The following is a 16,414-nucleotide window of genomic DNA, read 5'->3' on the forward strand; positions in this document are numbered from 1 at the left end:
ATGCGGCTTCTTCTGCTGGCTGTTCTGCTCGTTCTGCCGGCCTTCTTCGCGGCTGCAGAGGTGGCCCTGCTGCGGCTTCGCCCCAGCCGCGTTGAAGTGCTGGTGGAGGATCAGCAGGCCGGGGCCCGTTCCATCCAGCGTCTCCAGCGACGCTTGCGGCGCGCTTTGCTGGTGTCCCAATTGGGTGCAACCCTCGCTCTGGTGGCTCTTGGTTGGGCCGGCCGTGGTCTGGGGGGGCGGCTCTGGTCGGACGGGTCTGTGGGTGTCGCTTGGCGCGATACAGCCTTGTTCCTCAGCATCGTTCTGCTGGCCACGCTGGTGGCTGGTTTGCTGCCCAAGGCCTGGGTGTTGAACCGTCCGGAATCCTCGGCGCTACGCCTGGCGCCGCTGCTGGAGGTGGTGATGCGCTGCTTGGCTCCCCTGCTCAACCTGCTTGAGGCGCTGGCGGGCCTGCTGATGCGCCTGCTCGGCCTGGCTCCCCAATGGGATGTGCTGGTGCCAGCCCTGTCAGCTGGTGAGCTGGAAACCCTTGTGGAATCCGGGCGGGTGACGGGTCTGTTCCCCGATGAGAAGAACATCCTGGAAGGGGTTTTCGCCCTGAGGGACACCCAGGTGCGGGAGGTGATGGTGCCGCGCTCGGGGATGGTCACCCTGCCGGCCACGGTCCGTTTCGCGGAAATGATGGAGGCGGTGCATCACACCCGTCACGCCCGCTTCCCAGTGATCGGCCAGTCGCTGGATGACGTGCGTGGCGTGCTGGATCTGCGTCAGATGGCCGAACCGATCGCACGGGGTGAGCTCCAGGCCGATTCGCTGCTCGAGCCCTATCTCCAGCCTGCGGTGCCTGTCCTGGAGACCTGCACGTTGGCGGAGCTGCTGCCAATGATCCGCAGTGGTCAGCCGCTGCTGCTGGTGGTGGATGAGCACGGCGGCACCGAGGGTCTGGTGACTGCAGCTGATCTCACCGGAGAAATCGTTGGTGATGATGATCCCGGCGAGACCGATGAGCCGGATCTGCTCGAAGACAAGGACTACCCCGGTGCCTGGCTGGTAGCCGGAGATCTGGAGATCTTCGAGCTCAACCGACAGCTCAATCTTGATCTGCCTGAGGCCGATGACCATCACACCCTGGCGGGCTTCCTGCTGGAACGGCTCCAGCACATTCCATCCGCGGGGGAAGGGCTGCATTTCAATGGCCTTCAGTTCGAGATCACAGCCATGGCAGGCCCGCGGATCGAGCGGGTCCGGCTTGTTCTCCCCAGCTCAGAGGAAGAATCCGACTGAAGGCCGATAGTCTTCCCCCAATCGACCGCCTGTGCTGATGTCTCCCGACCCCATGGTCCCAGTCAAGGTCGGGGTGATCGGCATCGGCAACATGGGTTGGCATCACGCTCGGGTGCTCAGTCTTCTGCGAGATGCCGATCTGGTTGGAGTCGCGGATCCGGATGCTGAGCGCGGCAAGCTCGCTACCGAGCAATTCGGCTGCCGCTGGTTCGCCGACTACAACGCCATGCTTTCGGAGGTGGAGGCCGTCTGCATCGCGGTTCCGACGCTGCTGCACCATCCCGTCGGTCTGGCCTGCCTGCGTGCGGGCGTGCACGTTCTGATCGAAAAGCCGATTGCGGCCAGTCAGGACGAGGCAACTGCACTGATCGAGGCCGCTTCAGCGGCTGGGTGTCTGCTGCAGGTGGGCCACATCGAGCGGTTCAACCCTGCCTTCCGTGAGCTCACCAAGGTGGTGGCCAACGAGGAGGTGGTGGTTCTTGAGGCGCGTCGCCACAGCCCCCACTCCGATCGGGCTAATGATGTTTCTGTGGTGCTGGATCTGATGATCCATGACATCGACCTCGTGCTGGAGCTGGCAAAGGCACCGGTGGTGCGGCTTGCCGCTGCCGGTGGTCGCAGTGCCGAAGGCCCGATCGATTACGTCAACGCCACGTTGGGTTTCGAGAACGGTGTTGTGGCCAGCCTCACGGCCAGCAAGATGAGCCACCGAAAAATCCGCAGCCTCAGTGCGCACTGCCGTTCGAGCCTGGTGGAGACGGACTTCCTCAACCACACACTGCACATCCACCGCCGGGCCCACGAGTGGTATTCCGCTGATCACGGCGAGCTGCTGTATCGGAATGATGGCTTCATCGAGGAGGTGAGCACCACCTCGATCGAACCGCTCTATGCCGAGCTCGAGCACTTTCTGCAGTGCGTTCGCGGCCGGGAGACCCCTGCGGTGGATGGTCTTCAGGCCTCGCGGGCTCTCAAGCTGGCAGACCTGATCGAACAGGCCGTTGAACACCCGGATACGGGAGCGCCCCTGTGCGCACCGATCTGAAGGCTTTCACTGGGATTACACCAGCCCCTGCTGTTCGGCCAGTTCCCGCAACGCCGTGACCTGCCAGCGGCGGCAGTCACCGGGTGAGGACCGATAAAACTGCCCCCAGGCCTGGGCCTTGTATTGCGGGTAGTTCTCTGGACGAAGAGAGGGATGGCTCTGCTGCCAGCCGACCCTCACGGCATGACCGATCACCACGTCGAGGGCCAGGTCATCCTCGAAGCGCACCTCTGGATTGGCTTCGACGAAGGCCATCAGCGAAAGCAGGCATTCGCTGCAGAGTTGTCGGTATTCCGGTGCCTTGATCCGACTGAGCAAATGGTCGACCTGGGCGGCAAAGTTGCGCTCCCCTGGCGTCTTCTCGAGGACGAGGCTGCTGTTAAGGCGATTGCGCCGCTCCAGCTTGTCGCCAATCACCAGGCCGCGGCAGTGCTGCAGCAGCGACCAGATCCCGGCATAGAAATCGCGGGGAACTTTCTGGAAGGAACCCAGGCGGATGCGGTGTTGAAGCCAATCCCCACCCCCCGGTGTTTCCTCCAACGGGTCAGGTACCGACCACTGCACCCGGCCGCTCACGTGCAGCTGTTCGCCGCGTTGCAGTGCTGCTCTGGCATGGTCCACATCGGCGAGCACGGCGCGCAAGCGCTTGCGAATCGCATGGGGTGCTTCGCTGCAGAGGGCTTCAAAGGCTTCGTCCTGACTGAGCGTTTTCTCTACGGCCAGCTCTGATGTCAGCAGCAGCATCAGCTGCCCCAGCTGCAGGGTGAGGCTCCCTTTCAGCAGCGCTGGCTCCCGCCGCGCCACGCTGTCGAGGGCGAGCAGGAGTTCCTGTTCGAGCATGCGTTCACGGCTGTCGATTCCGCTGGTGGTTTCAATCCGCTCGGCGATGGCGGCACTGTCCATCGGCTGACGCAGCCGGGAGTCGCCGGTGTAGTTGCGCCCCACCACCACCTGTTTCTGACGCACGAGAAGATCGGTGAGGGCATCTTCAAGTTGGGGATGCACCATTCCCATGGCGCCAGCACAGCGCCGCACCACATTCCAGTCTTCACAACGCAAGCCTCGTTGATAGACCTCCTCAAGCAGGGTGCGCAGGGCCACCGGATGGCCCTCGGGGCTGCGTTGAATCCCCTGGGGGCCAAGACGCCGTTGCAGCAACTCGAGCACTTCCGCCTGTTCATGCAGCAGCGCACTGTTCCAGAGGCGCTGGCTCAATTGTTCGATCGGTGTGTCATCCAGCTCCTGCTCCTCTGCGGCGGTCAGATCCCGTAGATCGGTGGCATCGCGCAGAAGCGGCTTGGCTGGTTCGGAGCATGGAACCGGTTTCTGTTGGAGCGGCGGCAGCTGCACCTCCTGCGCCTGATCCACCAGTTCACTGAGGCAGCCCAAGCGGACGGGGATGCTTTCAATGACGCCGCTGCCGAGTTGCTGGGCCAGTTTGAGGATGACGTCGCGGTGCTGCAGGAGGGCTGCGTCGCGAATGGGGATCACCAGAAGGGGATATCCCATGCCGCGCCAGTGCCGTTGCAGCAGATGCAGCTCGTCCACAACGGTTTCCACCAGCTCCTCCGGGTCATCGGCCAGATAGCTGCTGACGTCTTCCAGCACCGATGGGGTGAACACACTGATGGTGCCGTCCTGGCGGTAGACCCGAGCCGTGTCCTCGGTTTCCACCCGGTGCCCGGGGCGCCCGGTGAGTTCAAGCCGCGGATTGGTGCCGGCGGCTTTCAACCGTTGCTTCAGCTCGTCGGACGACTGCACCGAAATCACTGAGGTTGGATCGATCGGCACCTCTGCAGCCAGCAGCGCCTGGCGCACGTCATCCGTCTCCGCAGCCATCGCCACAAGAACAGAGTCGGCACCGAGCGACTGCGGCTCCCTGCGTCCACAGGGGTCAATGTCCTCCGGGCGGATCAGATCGTCCAGCAGCATTTCCCCGAGCCACACCAGGCTTTGGGTCCAGATCAGCGGCAGGTTGGTGTTGGCCACCCGCTCTTGGCTGCCTGGATTGAGCCGTTCCTGATCGACGGCACTGGCCGGCACTTGATAAAGCTCGGGGTAGAGACGTTCCCCGTCCTGTTCAACGGCCAGGGTCTTGAGCTGGCTGTGCAGCCGCCGGGCCTCCTCCCAGCGTCTTTCGCAGCATGCGGTCACCAGTTCGAAGGCCAGAAATAACGGCCACTCCGACTCGATTCCTTCAAAGGCGGCGAGCTCCTCTGGTTCGTAGTGCAGGCGGTTGACGTCTTCCACCGCCGTCTGGTGACCATCCCGGAGGAAGCGTTTGTAGCCATAGGCCCCGCCGAGTTCCCGTCGAATCCGCCGGCCGGTGCGCTCCACCAGGGCGGCATCTTCCACGGCCCAGGCGGGGTAACCAATCACTGAGAGGCAGGCACTGTCTGCTTCTTTGCTGGCGGATTCCCGCGGCAGGAGCCCTTGCAGGGCGCGACGGAGGCGCACGATGGCCCCTTGGGGAATCAGCAAGATGCAGCTGCCGTCGCCATGGGGGCCGTAGAGGTCAAGCCCGTCCAGGGCCTCCAGGGCGGCTTTGGCCATGCCGATGGAGCTGGCATTGCGCTCCGGTAAACCATGGTTGCCTTTGTCGCCCCGTTCCCAGATCCCGTAGTCGGGAGTCCGGTAGGCCCTGGCGATGTAGTGCACCAGGTTTTGGAGGAAATCCACTTCATCACGGCTTTGCACCACCGCGCAGTCGCCCTTGGTCAACTGCGCCAGCTGCAGCAGAAATAGGGAGGTGGCATCGAGTTGGAGATGCCCCCAGGCGTCGTCAGCAACCACCGGCTCGCCGGTGCAACTGTCGTATTTGGCGTGAAGGGCGTCGAGGGGGTTGAGGCTCTGCTTGAAGCGCTCCACCTTCTCGGCCTGTCGCATCATCGAGCGCATCAGGCCGCGCATGAGGGCCACTACCCGCTGCTCCAGCTCCCAGGCGCGCAGGCTGTTCTGCCCCTGCTGACGGCGGTGGGCCAGGGCCAGTCCCCAAACGCACTGCACCGAATAGACGCAGTCCCGCACCCAGGCATCGCCGTAGTTGCCATGGATGGTGTGAGCGGTGCTGGCGGGGAGTAGGCCGCTGATCGGGTCCTGCCGATCGAGAACCACCCGTTGGATGGATTGATCCAGACGCTGAAGGGTGGTGGCGTGGTGCTGCGGAAGGGTTTCCGTCGTCGTCACAACCATGCCCTCATCCATTACCGCCCCTAAATTCTCCAACGCAGCCCCATGGCCATGGACTCTGTCAGCACCGCCCCCGATGACCGTCGCCGCTGCCAGGTGCTCGGCGTGCCAGTGGATGCCTGCTGTGATGTCTGTGCTGCTGCACTCGGTCTGCATGCCCGGGGCGGCGGACGCATCGTCACTCTCAACGCTGAGATGACGATGTCGGCCCGGGCCGATGCAGCCTTGGGGCAGGCGATCGCAACGGCTGATCTGGTGATCCCTGATGGTGCGGGAGTGGTCTGGGCCTTGGGGCGTCAGCAGATCCGGGTTGTCAAAACAGCGGGCATCGAACTGGCCTGGACCTTGCTCGAGTACGCCGCCGCCCACCAATGGCGTGTGGCGTTGGTGGGTGCATCACCTGAGGTAATGGCAACGCTGCGTGCGGAGTTGCCGCAACGCATCCGTGGTCTGGACCTTGCTCTCGCGGTGGATGGTTATCAAGCTCCCGAGGCCTGGCCGGGCGTTGAAGCTCAGCTCAGGGCGTTGAACCCTGATCTCGTTCTGGTGGCCCTGGGGGTGCCGCGCCAAGAAACATGGTCCGAACGCATGGCGGCCGGTCAGCATGGATTGTGGATGGGTGTCGGCGGCAGTTTTGACGTTTGGGCCGGCACCAAAAAACGTGCCCCCGGTTGGATGTGCCGGATGCAGCTTGAGTGGCTGTATCGGCTCATTCAGGAGCCTTCACGCTGGCGACGCATGCTGTCGCTGCCAGCGTTTGCTTGGAAGGTGATCCGGTTGGGCTGAGGCTTCAGCGGAAGCCCACAGAGGCCTGCCAAACGAAGGCCAGGAGCAGGAAGAAGACTGGGATCAACGGGAGAATGTCGATCAGCGGAGAGAAGGCCTGATAGGCCTCGGGCAGCTGTGCCAGCAGGTCGAGGGTGAAGGCGGCCATCCCTTGCATCAAAAAGGCGTTGGGCTGGACGCTACCACGTGTGATGGGCTGGCGAGTCCGGCTCCCAGGGAGCGAAATCCTCTGAAAAACAGCCGTCGCGAATCGCTTGTGCCATGGCCGAGGTGAAACGCACCAGATGGGTGATGTTGTGAATGCTCAACAAGGTGAGGCCCAGAAGCTCCTCGCTGCGAATCAGGTGATGCAGGTAGGCCCGGGTGTGACCGGTGCAGGCCACGCAGGAGCAGCTCGGATCCAGGGGAGTGTGGTCGTGGCGGAAGCGTGCATTGCGCAGGTTCCAACGTTCACCGCCCACCAGGGCGGTGCCATGACGGCCGAGTCGGGTGGGCAAGACGCAGTCGAACAGGTCGATCCCGTTGGCCACGGCGATGGCCATCTCGCGCAGGGTGCCGATACCCATCAGGTAGCGCGGTTTGTGTGAAGGAAGCAGGGGCGTGACGTCCCGCACGATGCGATGCATCTCCTCAGCGGGCTCACCAACGCTGACGCCACCGACGGCAATGCCCGGAAGATCAAAGGAGGCGACGGCCATGGCACTCTCCCGCCGCAGATGGGGGAAACAGCCGCCCTGAACGATGCCGAACAGCGCCTGATCCTCGCGGGTGTGGGCTGTGACGCAGCGCTCGAGCCAGGCATGCGTGCGGCGACAGGCATCGATGACGTCGTTCTCCGTCGCCGGATAGGGCGGGCACTGGTCGAAGGCCATGGCCACATCCGCCCCGAGGGCGATCTGGATTTGGGTGGCATGTTCCGGGGTCATGTCGATGGTGCGTCCATCGCGGGGGTTTCGGAACACCACCCCACGGTCATCGATCTTGTTCAGGTCTCCCAGGCTGAACACCTGAAAGCCGCCGGAGTCGGTGAGCATCGGGCCGTTCCAGCCCATAAACCGGTGCAGGCCACCGGCCGCCGCCACGATCTCCTCCCCCGGTTGCAAGTGCAGGTGGTAGGTGTTCGAGAGGACCATCTGGGCTCCAGTGCGCCCCAGCTGCTCCGTGCTGATGCCCTTGACGGTGGCCAGGGTTCCCACCGGCATGAAGCGTGGTGTGTGCACCGGCCCATGCGGGGTCTCAAAGGTGCCGCACCGTGCTGATGTGTTGGCGCAATGCGCGTTGATCTCGAAGCCGAACACGACTGATCCGCCCCTGCATTGACCCTACGGTGAGGGCCGACTGCATCCCTCGCGCCATTCCCAGGATCGTTCCGCCCTGGCTTTCCGATCTGGCGGGAGCCTGGATCTTCTACACGGTGCTGCCGGCATGGCCCTGGCCGCAGCCCTCGTTTCAGCGTATTGCCCGCTTCGCCCCCTGGATGGGGCTGCTGATCGGTGCGTTGCAGGGGCTGCTCTGGATTGGTCTGTCCAGGCTCTCCTGGCCTCCGGCGGCCTGTGCCCTTTGCGTGGTGGCTCTCGGCATCCAGCTCAGTGGTGGCTTGCACCACGACGGCCTGATCGACACGGCGGATGGCCTCGGGGCGCCAGCGGAGCGGCGGCTCGAGGCGATGGAGGACAGCCGGGTGGGCGCCAGTGGTGTGCTGGCTCTCGTGATGGTGCTGCTGCTACAGGTTGCGGCATTGATCCAGCTGGGGGGGCAGGCGCCGCTCGGGCTCTGCCTGGCGGCGTTCTGGGCCCGGGTGGCGCCGCTCTGGGCCATGGCACGTTTCGACTACCTCCGCGCTGATGGAACCGCAGCGTTTCATCGCGAGCACGGCAGGCCGCTCTGGGATGCCCTGCCCTCACTTCTGGTGGTGGTTCTATTGGCCGGTTGGGTGGGGGCCATGCCCCTTCTCCTGGGGGGCGTGGTGGCCATCCTGGTCGCCCAGAGCCTTGGGCGACGATTGGGGGGGCACACCGGTGACAGCTATGGAGCAGCTCTTGTGCTCACCGAGATGATCACGTTGTTGGGTCTGGCCTTGCTCCTGCCGGCCAGCTGAGGACGAATGCATTGCCCTGAGCGGGCAGATCTGGAGCGATTGTGGAAGGCTCCACGCAGAGCGTGAGCTTGCGGCCCTGCTGCTCCGCCAGGGAGCGTGCAAGGGCGAGCCCAAGGCCGGTGCCCGCCCGGTCCTGTCCGGTGGACCCCCGTGCTCCCCGCTCGAAAATCAGGTCGCGCTCCTCCAGGGGGATCGGCGGCCCGTTGTCCCAGACGCAGAGCCCATTGGGCAACAGGCACAGCCCCACGCTGCAGCCCGCTGGGCTGTAACGGAAGGCGTTCTCAAGGAGGTTGGCGACGATCTCCGCAATCGTTCCGTCCTGGGACGGTTGATCAATCCACTGGGGCCACAGGTCTGGTCCCCGCCAGGGTCGGCCCTGCAGGCTTGCCGTCGCTTCCGCCCGCTCCAGCAGAGGCATTAGCAGGGTTTGCATGGTGGCCTCACCTTCGGCAGGCCCTGGGGGCAACAGGGTGGGGCCAAGGGGGTCCTGTTCGGGGAGACGTTGTTGCCCGAGGCCATCGAGCACGTCGATGTATTGGCCGAGTTGGCGTTGTTCCGAGAGCATTCCCTCCACGAGTGGACGGTGGGAGCTGTCGGCTTCGAGCCGCCGCAGCAGCAGTTGGGCGTAGGTGCGCAGGGCAGCCAGTGGATTGCGCAGCTGATGCACGAGGGTGCGCAGCTGCTCGTTTTGTTGGCTGAGTTCCTGGCGAAGTTGCAGGCATTCCAGGTCACGCCCCAGGGCGTGGCTGATGGCGGCGGCACTGCGCCGCATCCGTTGGTCCAGGGTCAGCGTCCAGCTCCGCTGCGGATCCAGGTCCGCGCGCAGGGCCCCCAGGATCAAGCCGGCATCCTGCAGGGGATACCAGCGCCGGCTCTCGTGCGGCAGGCGCTGGTTCGGGTCTGCGTCGGCCGGGGGAAGCGACCGTTCATTGGCCGACCATTGCCGGATCAGCAGCAAGGGCGGGCCTTGCTGATTGGGTGGTGCACTGACGTACAGCCCCAGATGCTGAATGCCTTCCTTGGCAGTGAGATCAGCCAGCTGTTGATCGGTGAAGTCGAAGAATCGATCAGTGAGCTGCATCAGATCCGGACGATCAATTCAGGTGTTTGCGCAAGCCTGCGGCAGGGGGACTTGAAAAATCTGGGAAAAGTCTTAAGATCCTTTTATCGACCGAGGCGCTGTTCACTGTGAACAGACGTCCGCCAGCTCTCACAAAGGTTGCAATCGCTTTGCGACCAAAGCTACAGCAGAGGTTGCAGTGTCCTCCGCTGGTTTCCGCTTGGGTGTTGGTGTCCTGCCGGTGATTGTGGTGTGTCTGCAATTGCCTCGACGCTTCCCTTGCGTCTGGCGTTTTCGCGCCGACGGCACCTGTTTGTTCTGACGATCCACCCCCGTTCTTCCTTTCGTACCGGAGCCCTTCCATGTCCAAGAAGCGCAAGCGTATTAGCCGTCGTCGCCTGGCAGGTCAGCGGGTCTTGGCCCATGTGCCAACCCATCACCTCGAAACCGGTGAGTACAAGCCCGTGACTGCCGCTCGTCGCTACATCGCTGAGGCGGCAATGGTGCCTCCGGCTCTGCTGAACGTGCGCCGCAACGAGCACACCACCGACCGTTTCTTCTGGGGTGAGAAGGGTCTGTTCAGCGCCCAATACGCCGAAGAGAATCACTTCCTCTTCCCCTCATTGCGCACGATTGTTGATTCCATCGGTGAAGACAAGCTGTTTGAGGGGCTCGAGCTTGGCGCTGATGATTGGGAGGAAATGGAGGAGTACGAATACGCCTTCGTTTGATCAGGCGTTCTCCAGAACACGCTCGATAAACATCAGGATCGGCTGCACCGTCTCATCAGGGATGGTGTGGCCGTTTTTGAATGGGAGCGTCTGACATTGATCGGGCTGCAACTGAGCAGCGATCGATTGCATGGCCTGGAACGGCACCACGGGATCGTCTGAACCATGCATCAGCAACACAGGGGGGTGTTGCTGGGGCGGAGCCCAGTTGGGGTGTGGATAGCCGCTGCAGCTGATCACTCCTGCGATGGGGAGGGCGCAGCCGCCCTCCAGAGCCATGGCTCCCCCCTGGGAAAAGCCGAACACCACGGTTCGTTCAAGCCCAGGGCCTGATCTGCTCAGGCTCTGAAGTTGGGCCTTGAGGCGCTCAACGGCCGCGGGCACGGCATCCCACTGGGCTGGGAACAGGCCATACCACTGGCGTCCTCCCGGTTGGTCGGGATGGAGCTCAGGAGCCTCTAGACACACCACATCAAGGGTTTTGGAGCACCCGCGCGCCAGGCCATCACCCAGGGGCTTGAGATCCTCTTTGTTGGCTCCCCAGCCGTGGAGCAGCACCAGCTGGCCATCCATGGGGCATAAACATCACTGCTGCGTAGGTTGGCTCACGACCCAGTCACGACCCTTCGATGGCTCCTGTCGCTCTCCTGAGTGTTTCCGATAAGTCCGGGCTGGTGCCCCTGGCGGAGGCTCTGCATCGGACCCATGGCTATCAGCTGCTCTCCAGTGGGGGCACGGCCAAGGTGCTCGAGCAGGCCGGCCTTCCGGTGACCCGTGTGTCGGAGCACACCGGGGCTCCAGAAATTCTTGGCGGTCGTGTGAAAACGCTCCATCCAAGGGTGCATGGCGGGATTCTGGCCAAGCGGGGTGACGCGTCTCACCAGGCTGATCTTGAGCAGCAGAACATCGCCCCCATCGATGTGGTGGTGGTCAACCTCTATCCCTTCCGCGAAACGATTGCGCGGGCTGACGTCACCTGGGATCAGGCGATCGAGAACATCGACATCGGTGGCCCTGCCATGGTTCGGGCGGCCGCCAAGAATCACGCCTATGTGGCTGTCCTTACCAGCCCTGACCAATACGACCGTCTGTTGACCGCCATGGCGGAGTCGGGCGGGAGCGTGCCTTCGGAGCTGCGGCGGCAACTGGCCCTTGAAGCGTTCCAGCACACCGCCTCGTACGACACCGCCATCAGCCGCTGGATGGCCGAGCAAACCGCCGCAGAAGGCAGCCCTTGGTTGGAGGCGGTGCCGCTGCGGCAGACCCTCCGGTACGGCGAAAATCCCCACCAGAAAGCGCGCTGGTTCAGCCATCCCAAACAGGGTTGGGGTGGGGCCATTCAGCTGCAGGGCAAGGAGCTGAGCACCAACAACCTTCTGGATCTCGAGGCTGCCCTCGCCACGGTGCGGGAGTTCGGCTACGGGACCGACGGCTCCGCTCCGGCGTCGCAGCCTGCCGCCGTGGTCGTCAAGCACACCAATCCCTGTGGTGTGGCCGTCGGCGCTTCGATGCCTGCAGCACTGACGCGGGCCCTGGATGCTGATCGGGTGAGTGCCTTCGGCGGCATCATTGCCATGAACGGTGTGGTGGAAGCCACGGCGGCCCGTGAGCTCACCAGCCTGTTCCTGGAATGCGTTGTGGCACCGGGCTTCACGTCAGAGGCGCGGGAGGTGCTGGCGGCCAAAGCCAATCTGCGCTTGTTGGAGCTGGCTCCGCAGGCCATTGATGCGGCTGGCCCCGATCACGTGCGGAGCATTCTTGGTGGTCTTCTGGTTCAGGATCTTGATGACCAGGCGATCACGCCTGTCGACTGGACTGTGGCCAGCCAGCGGCCGCCCACACCCCAGGAAAAGCTGGACTTGGAATTTGCCTGGCGTTTGGTGCGTCACGTGCGCTCCAACGCCATCGTTGTGGCCAAGGATGGGCAGAGCCTTGGTGTGGGTGCCGGGCAGATGAATCGCGTGGGTTCCGCGCGGATTGCCCTGGAAGCTGCGGGTGAGAAAGCGCAGGGAGCCGTCCTGGCCAGTGATGGCTTCTTCCCGTTTGATGACACGGTGCGTCTGGCTGCCAGCCACGGCATCACCGCCGTGATTCATCCCGGCGGGAGCATGCGCGATGGAGATTCGATCAAAGCTTGCGATGAGCTCGGCCTGGCGATGCAGCTCACGGGGCGCCGTCATTTTCTGCACTGACGCTGTTGGGGGCCGCCGGCCCCCTAGCCTCGCGTCACTGAAGAGTCCCCTTCAATGCTCGCCACCCTCCCCTTCAGCCTCAATTTCGCTCACCCCCTAGCGGAGTGGGGCCTGCTCGCCGTTGGTGGTTGGGCGCTTTACCTGGGGATCAAGGCCAAGAAAACCCGCACCGGCACCCCCGAACAGCGCAAAGAACTGGTGCCGAAAAAGTTCGCCCAGCGCCATTACCTCTGGGGCAGCATCCTGCTGGCCGTGATGACCCTCGGCACGCTGGGTGGCATGGCGGTCACCTATCTGAACAACGGCAAGTTGTTTGTCGGTCCGCACCTGCTGGTGGGTCTGGCCATGACTGGGATGATCGCCGTCGCCGCGTCGCTCTCACCCCTGATGCAGCGGGGCAATCTGATTGCGCGCAAGGCTCATGTGGGCTTGAACATGGGCATGCTCACGCTGTTCCTCTGGCAGGCCGTCAGCGGCATGGAGATCGTCAACAAGATCTGGGCTAACCGCTGAAGATCCTTCAGAAGGCTGCTCGCTGACGGGGCGGGCAGCTCAGGCCATGGGCCGCATGAAAGTCTTCCTGCACCTTCCATGTCAGCCGGCGTGAAATCTGGCGCACAATCTGCTTGAGCAGGTGATCACCACTGCTCTGGACCAACTGATCCGGAAGCATGGTGATCACCTTGGGCAGACGGATCCAGACCTTGAGATCCAGGTCCCATTGCACCGAGGTGTGCTCCTGTTCGGGGACCAGGTGCATCCCCGCACGGAAATCGACGTCGTAGTGATGGCGCAGGGCAAGGGATTGCGGCACGGTTCGAACCGTTTCGATCCGGTAGATCCCTTCCTGCTGTGGCAGCAGTCGCAGAGCAATTGTGGGCTCCACTTCGAAACCGAAGTTGCCGAACTTCCCCAGGGTGAGGCTGTAGGACTGCTGATCGATCGCCTCGACCTGCATGGGGCTGGCGCAACTTTCAAACCAGCTCTGATGGTCATCCAGGTATCGAGCTACCACCGCTTGGGGCGCCAGCATCTGCATCGAATCCTCGAAGTGGCTGCTGTAGCAGCGCACCTGCGGGTCGCCACCGTGCAGCTGATTGTCGGTTTCAGTGGGCGACAAGACCGTCACGGATGGGGAGCTGCCTGCGGAGGGCGATTAAAGATGAACCAATGTAAAGCTCTCTGCGCTTCAGTTTTCGCTCAATTGCATCAGTTTTTCGATCACCTCTTCCACCGCCCGATCCGGGGTTGAGGCACCGGAGGTGATGCCCACCCGAACGGGGCCCTCAGGCAGGAAATCGCCCTCACGACTGAGGTCGGCTGCCAGTGGTTTGTGCTCGATCGAATTGCTCCCGACGTCGATGCGCTCGGGCGTGTCGATGTGGAACGAGCGAATGCCGCGGCTGACAGCAATCTCCTGCAGGTGGGTGGTGTTGGAGGAGTTGAAACCACCGATCACCACCATTAGGTCCAGGGGTTCATCCACAAGGGAGAACATGGCGTCCTGACGTTCCTGGGTGGCGTCGCAGATGGTGTTGAAGGCCAGGAAATGGTCGTTCAGCTGGGTCGGGCCGTATTTGTTCAGCATGGTGCGTTCGAACAAGCGTCCGATCTCCTCGGTCTCGCTCTTCAGCATCGTGGTCTGGTTGGCCACCCCCAGCCGTTCGAGGTCCCGATCGGGATCGAACCCTGGAGAGCAGGCTTTGGCAAAGAGTTTGATGAAGTCTTCACGGTCACCGTTGCCGAGGATGTAATCGGCGACGTACTGGGCTTCCTCCAGGTCGAGCACCACCAGATAGGTGCCAGCAAATGAGCTTGTGGCCAGTGTTTCCTCGTGCTTCACCTTGCCGTGAATGATCGAGGTGAAGGTGTGCTTTTTGTGTTTCTCAACGGTGTTCCACACCTTGGAGACCCAGGGACAGGTCGTGTCAACGATGTGGCAGCCCCGTTCATTCAGCAGCTGCATTTCCTGAACGGTGGCACCAAAGGCAGGCAGGATCACCACATCACCGGAGGTGACGCCTGAGAAGTCCTTCACTCCCTGTTCGACAGGAATGAACTGCACATCCATCTCCCTGAGGTGATCGTTCACGGAGGGGTTGTGGATGATCTCGTTCGTGATCCAGAGACGCTCGCTGGGGTAGTGCTTGCGGGTCTCGTAGGCCATCGCTACGGCCCGTTCAACACCCCAGCAGAAGCCGAAGGCTTCCGCCAATCGGACGTTGAGCCGGCCGTGTTCCAGTCGGTAGCCGTTGTCCCGGATCGTGCCGATCAGGCCGCTCTGGTAAGCCTGCTCAAGGCTTTCGGCCACTTCCTCAGCGCGCCCGAAGCCTCGCCGGTTGTAACGCTCGGAATGGTGGAGGGAGCGCTTGAAGGCGTGGGTGTCCATGGAGGGCGCTGGAGTGGAGCAACTCTATGTGGCCTGAAGCGCTGCTTCAGGCAGTAAAAAAGCCCGGCCAGTCGGCCGGGCTTGAGAACAACAACTGATCCGAAGCGGAATCAGTTGTTGGTGGTGGAGAAACCGGCGTAGGCCTCCATGCCGTGTTCGCCGATGTCCAGACCTTCGGACTCTTCCTGTTCGGTGACGCGGATGCCGCCGAAGAGGGAGCCGATGATCTGCCAGGCGATGAAGCAGGTGACCACGGTCCAGATGGCATAGGCAGCAGCACCCAGAGCCTGGATGCCGAGCTGCTCAACGCCGCCGCCGACCAGCAGGCCGAGGCCAGAGCCGTCGCCCTGGACGTCGTAGCCCCAGAGACCGATCACGATCGTGCCCCATACGCCGCACACACCGTGCACGGAGAAGGCGCCGACGGGGTCATCAATGCCTGCGGCATCGAGAGCGGCGACGGAGAAGACGACGATGATGCCGCCCACTACACCAGCCACCCAGGAACCCGTCAGGGTGAGGTTGCCGCAACCGGCAGTCACGCTCACCAGGCCGGCCAGGATGCCGTTGATGATCATGGTGAGGTCAGGCTTCTTGGAGGTGATCGTGGAGATCACCGTGGCGCCGATGGCACCACCGGCTGCACCGAGGGTGGTGGTGACGGCCACGTAGGGAACCCACTGGTCCATGGCCAGCTGGGAACCGGGGTTGAAGCCGTACCAGCCGATCCAGAGGATCAGAGCGCCAAGGGTGGCGATAGACATGTTGTGGCCAGGGATCGCCTGAACCTTGCCATCGACGTATTTGCCGATGCGAGGTCCAAGCAGCATGGCGCCGACCAGGCCGGCCCAAGCTCCGACGGAGTGCACGATCGAGGAACCAGCAAAGTCGATGAATTCGACGCTGCCAACACTGTTGAGCCAGCCACCATTCCATTCCCAGCTGCCAGCAACTGGATAGATGAAGGCGGTGAGGACCAGGGCGAAGATCACGAATTCGCCGAACTTGATCCGCTCAGCCACAAGACCGGAAACGATCGTGGCAGCGGTTCCGGCGAAGGCCGCCTGGAACAGGAAATCAACGGTGGGAACCAGGCCTGCATCGCTGATGGTCTCAGCGGTGACGGTCGGGTCGAAGAAGAGGCCCCCGAAATACAGCCAGCCGTCGATGACGGAGTCGCCGTACATCAAGGAGTAGCCCATGAACCAGTAGGCGGTCACCGCGAGGGCAAACACAAACAGGTTCTTGGCGAGGATATTGACGGCATTCTTTTGCCGGCACATGCCTGCTTCGACCATGGCGAAGCCGGCATTCATGAAGATCACCAGGATGGTGGCGACCAGAAGCCAGAGGTTGTTGGCCAGGAAAGCAGCGGAGAGCTCAGGCAGCTCTTCGGCCTTGGCCGACAGCGTGAAGATGCCAAGGCCCATGAGCGCCAGGGGCGCGCAGGCGAGCCAGGTCATGGCGCGGTTGGAGCTGAAGCCACGGATGCCCTTCAGGAGCAGCATCGGGCCTTCCAGGAGGCTTGCCTCCTGCAGTGTTTTGCGCCGCCTTTGCGGTGGCGCGTGGAATGCAGTTGTCATGAACGAGGGTGCAGAGCTGCGTGACACGCCTAGTTGTAACTAGGCGAACCACCCCAC

General features: G+C 63.0%; 15 protein-coding genes. 7 read left to right on the plus strand and 8 right to left on the minus strand.

Annotated features, from left to right (window positions below; translation table 11 throughout):
* The gene (locus SynA1562_RS01195; RefSeq protein ID WP_186494433.1) at positions 1–1,284 is read left to right on the plus strand and encodes a hemolysin family protein; all 1,284 of its coding nucleotides are present in this window, start codon (positions 1–3) and stop codon (positions 1,282–1,284) included.
* 37 nt (positions 1,285–1,321) lie between these two features.
* The gene (locus SynA1562_RS01200) at positions 1,322–2,329 is read left to right on the plus strand and encodes a Gfo/Idh/MocA family protein (protein ID WP_115081544.1); all 1,008 of its coding nucleotides are present in this window, start codon (positions 1,322–1,324) and stop codon (positions 2,327–2,329) included.
* A gap of 15 nt (positions 2,330–2,344) precedes the next feature.
* On the opposite strand, the gene SynA1562_RS01205 is transcribed toward SynA1562_RS01200, so the two are convergent.
* Positions 2,345–5,521, minus strand: a complete 3,177-nt coding sequence (locus tag SynA1562_RS01205) for a glycoside hydrolase family 15 protein (RefSeq protein WP_186494435.1) — start codon at positions 5,519–5,521, stop codon at positions 2,345–2,347.
* Positions 5,522–5,569: 48 nt separating this feature from the next.
* Here SynA1562_RS01205 and SynA1562_RS01210 point away from each other — a divergent pair, with 48 nt between their 5' ends.
* A complete protein-coding gene (locus SynA1562_RS01210; protein ID WP_186494436.1) occupies positions 5,570–6,304 on the plus strand; it encodes a WecB/TagA/CpsF family glycosyltransferase in 735 nt (244 codons plus the stop codon).
* 4 nt (positions 6,305–6,308) lie between these two features.
* Here the strand turns inward: SynA1562_RS01210 and SynA1562_RS01215 are convergent, their stop codons facing one another.
* Positions 6,309–6,452 carry a photosystem II reaction center protein K gene (locus tag SynA1562_RS01215; protein WP_025362038.1) on the minus strand — a complete coding sequence of 48 codons (144 nt, stop codon included), beginning with the start codon at positions 6,450–6,452 and terminating at the stop codon, positions 6,309–6,311.
* A gap of 31 nt (positions 6,453–6,483) precedes the next feature.
* Positions 6,484–7,602 carry a tRNA guanosine(34) transglycosylase Tgt gene (gene tgt, locus SynA1562_RS01220; protein WP_186494438.1) on the minus strand — a complete coding sequence of 373 codons (1,119 nt, stop codon included), beginning with the start codon at positions 7,600–7,602 and terminating at the stop codon, positions 6,484–6,486.
* A 29-nt stretch (positions 7,603–7,631) separates the two neighbouring features.
* Between tgt and cobS the strand changes: the two genes are divergently transcribed.
* Positions 7,632–8,402, plus strand: coding sequence for an adenosylcobinamide-GDP ribazoletransferase (cobS, locus tag SynA1562_RS01225; RefSeq protein WP_186494440.1), 771 nt, complete (start codon positions 7,632–7,634; stop codon positions 8,400–8,402).
* On the opposite strand, the gene SynA1562_RS01230 is transcribed toward cobS, so the two are convergent.
* Positions 8,362–9,483 carry a sensor histidine kinase KdpD gene (locus SynA1562_RS01230; protein WP_186494442.1) on the minus strand — a complete coding sequence of 374 codons (1,122 nt, stop codon included), beginning with the start codon at positions 9,481–9,483 and terminating at the stop codon, positions 8,362–8,364. The genes cobS and SynA1562_RS01230 overlap by 41 nt on opposite strands.
* 341 nt (positions 9,484–9,824) lie before the next feature.
* Here SynA1562_RS01230 and SynA1562_RS01235 point away from each other — a divergent pair, with 341 nt between their 5' ends.
* Positions 9,825–10,193 (plus strand): DUF3155 domain-containing protein, encoded by a 369-nt coding sequence (locus SynA1562_RS01235; protein ID WP_186494443.1) that lies wholly within the window; start codon positions 9,825–9,827, stop codon positions 10,191–10,193.
* On the opposite strand, the gene SynA1562_RS01240 is transcribed toward SynA1562_RS01235, so the two are convergent.
* A complete protein-coding gene (locus SynA1562_RS01240) occupies positions 10,194–10,766 on the minus strand; it encodes an alpha/beta hydrolase (RefSeq protein WP_186494445.1) in 573 nt (190 codons plus the stop codon).
* 56 nt (positions 10,767–10,822) lie between these two features.
* Here SynA1562_RS01240 and purH point away from each other — a divergent pair, with 56 nt between their 5' ends.
* A complete protein-coding gene (gene purH, locus SynA1562_RS01245; protein WP_186494447.1) occupies positions 10,823–12,385 on the plus strand; it encodes a bifunctional phosphoribosylaminoimidazolecarboxamide formyltransferase/IMP cyclohydrolase in 1,563 nt (520 codons plus the stop codon).
* Positions 12,386–12,439: 54 nt separating this feature from the next.
* Positions 12,440–12,898 carry a DUF4079 domain-containing protein gene (locus SynA1562_RS01250; protein WP_186494448.1) on the plus strand — a complete coding sequence of 153 codons (459 nt, stop codon included), beginning with the start codon at positions 12,440–12,442 and terminating at the stop codon, positions 12,896–12,898.
* A 7-nt stretch (positions 12,899–12,905) separates the two neighbouring features.
* Here the strand turns inward: SynA1562_RS01250 and SynA1562_RS01255 are convergent, their stop codons facing one another.
* The 3 genes from SynA1562_RS01255 to SynA1562_RS01265 all read right to left on the minus strand — a co-directional run bounded on the left by SynA1562_RS01255 (position 12,906) and on the right by SynA1562_RS01265 (position 16,357).
* A complete protein-coding gene (locus SynA1562_RS01255) occupies positions 12,906–13,514 on the minus strand; it encodes a DUF1997 domain-containing protein (RefSeq protein ID WP_186494450.1) in 609 nt (202 codons plus the stop codon).
* 60 nt (positions 13,515–13,574) lie between these two features.
* Complete coding sequence (locus tag SynA1562_RS01260; protein WP_186494452.1) at positions 13,575–14,774, minus strand: 4-hydroxy-3-methylbut-2-enyl diphosphate reductase; 1,200 nt, start codon at positions 14,772–14,774, stop codon at positions 13,575–13,577.
* A gap of 110 nt (positions 14,775–14,884) precedes the next feature.
* Positions 14,885–16,357: an ammonium transporter gene (locus SynA1562_RS01265; protein WP_186494453.1), complete on the minus strand. Its 1,473-nt coding sequence runs from the start codon at positions 16,355–16,357 to the stop codon at positions 14,885–14,887.
* Between the last annotated feature and the right edge of the window lie 57 nt (positions 16,358–16,414).

The sequence above is a fragment of the Synechococcus sp. A15-62 genome, assembly GCF_014280075.1.
In the GTDB taxonomy this organism is placed as follows: domain Bacteria; phylum Cyanobacteriota; class Cyanobacteriia; order PCC-6307; family Cyanobiaceae; genus Parasynechococcus.

What these genes read in the sequence shown, in the direction of transcription:
- SynA1562_RS01240 (WP_186494445.1), bottom strand. Translation starts at nt 10,766, where the DNA reads ATGGATGGCCAGCTGGTGCTGCTCCACGGCTGGGGAGCCAACAAAGAG.
- SynA1562_RS01195 (WP_186494433.1), top strand. Translation starts at nt 1, where the DNA reads ATGCGGCTTCTTCTGCTGGCTGTTCTGCTCGTTCTGCCGGCCTTCTTC.
- SynA1562_RS01235 (WP_186494443.1), top strand. Translation starts at nt 9,825, where the DNA reads ATGTCCAAGAAGCGCAAGCGTATTAGCCGTCGTCGCCTGGCAGGTCAG.
- SynA1562_RS01215 (WP_025362038.1), bottom strand. Translation starts at nt 6,452, where the DNA reads ATGGCCGCCTTCACCCTCGACCTGCTGGCACAGCTGCCCGAGGCCTAT.
- SynA1562_RS01205 (WP_186494435.1), bottom strand. Translation starts at nt 5,521, where the DNA reads ATGGTTGTGACGACGACGGAAACCCTTCCGCAGCACCACGCCACCACC.
- SynA1562_RS01260 (WP_186494452.1), bottom strand. Translation starts at nt 14,774, where the DNA reads ATGGACACCCACGCCTTCAAGCGCTCCCTCCACCATTCCGAGCGTTAC.
- SynA1562_RS01200 (WP_115081544.1), top strand. Translation starts at nt 1,322, where the DNA reads ATGTCTCCCGACCCCATGGTCCCAGTCAAGGTCGGGGTGATCGGCATC.
- SynA1562_RS01250 (WP_186494448.1), top strand. Translation starts at nt 12,440, where the DNA reads ATGCTCGCCACCCTCCCCTTCAGCCTCAATTTCGCTCACCCCCTAGCG.
- SynA1562_RS01210 (WP_186494436.1), top strand. Translation starts at nt 5,570, where the DNA reads ATGGACTCTGTCAGCACCGCCCCCGATGACCGTCGCCGCTGCCAGGTG.
- purH (WP_186494447.1), top strand. Translation starts at nt 10,823, where the DNA reads ATGGCTCCTGTCGCTCTCCTGAGTGTTTCCGATAAGTCCGGGCTGGTG.
- SynA1562_RS01265 (WP_186494453.1), bottom strand. Translation starts at nt 16,357, where the DNA reads ATGACAACTGCATTCCACGCGCCACCGCAAAGGCGGCGCAAAACACTG.
- SynA1562_RS01230 (WP_186494442.1), bottom strand. Translation starts at nt 9,483, where the DNA reads ATGCAGCTCACTGATCGATTCTTCGACTTCACCGATCAACAGCTGGCT.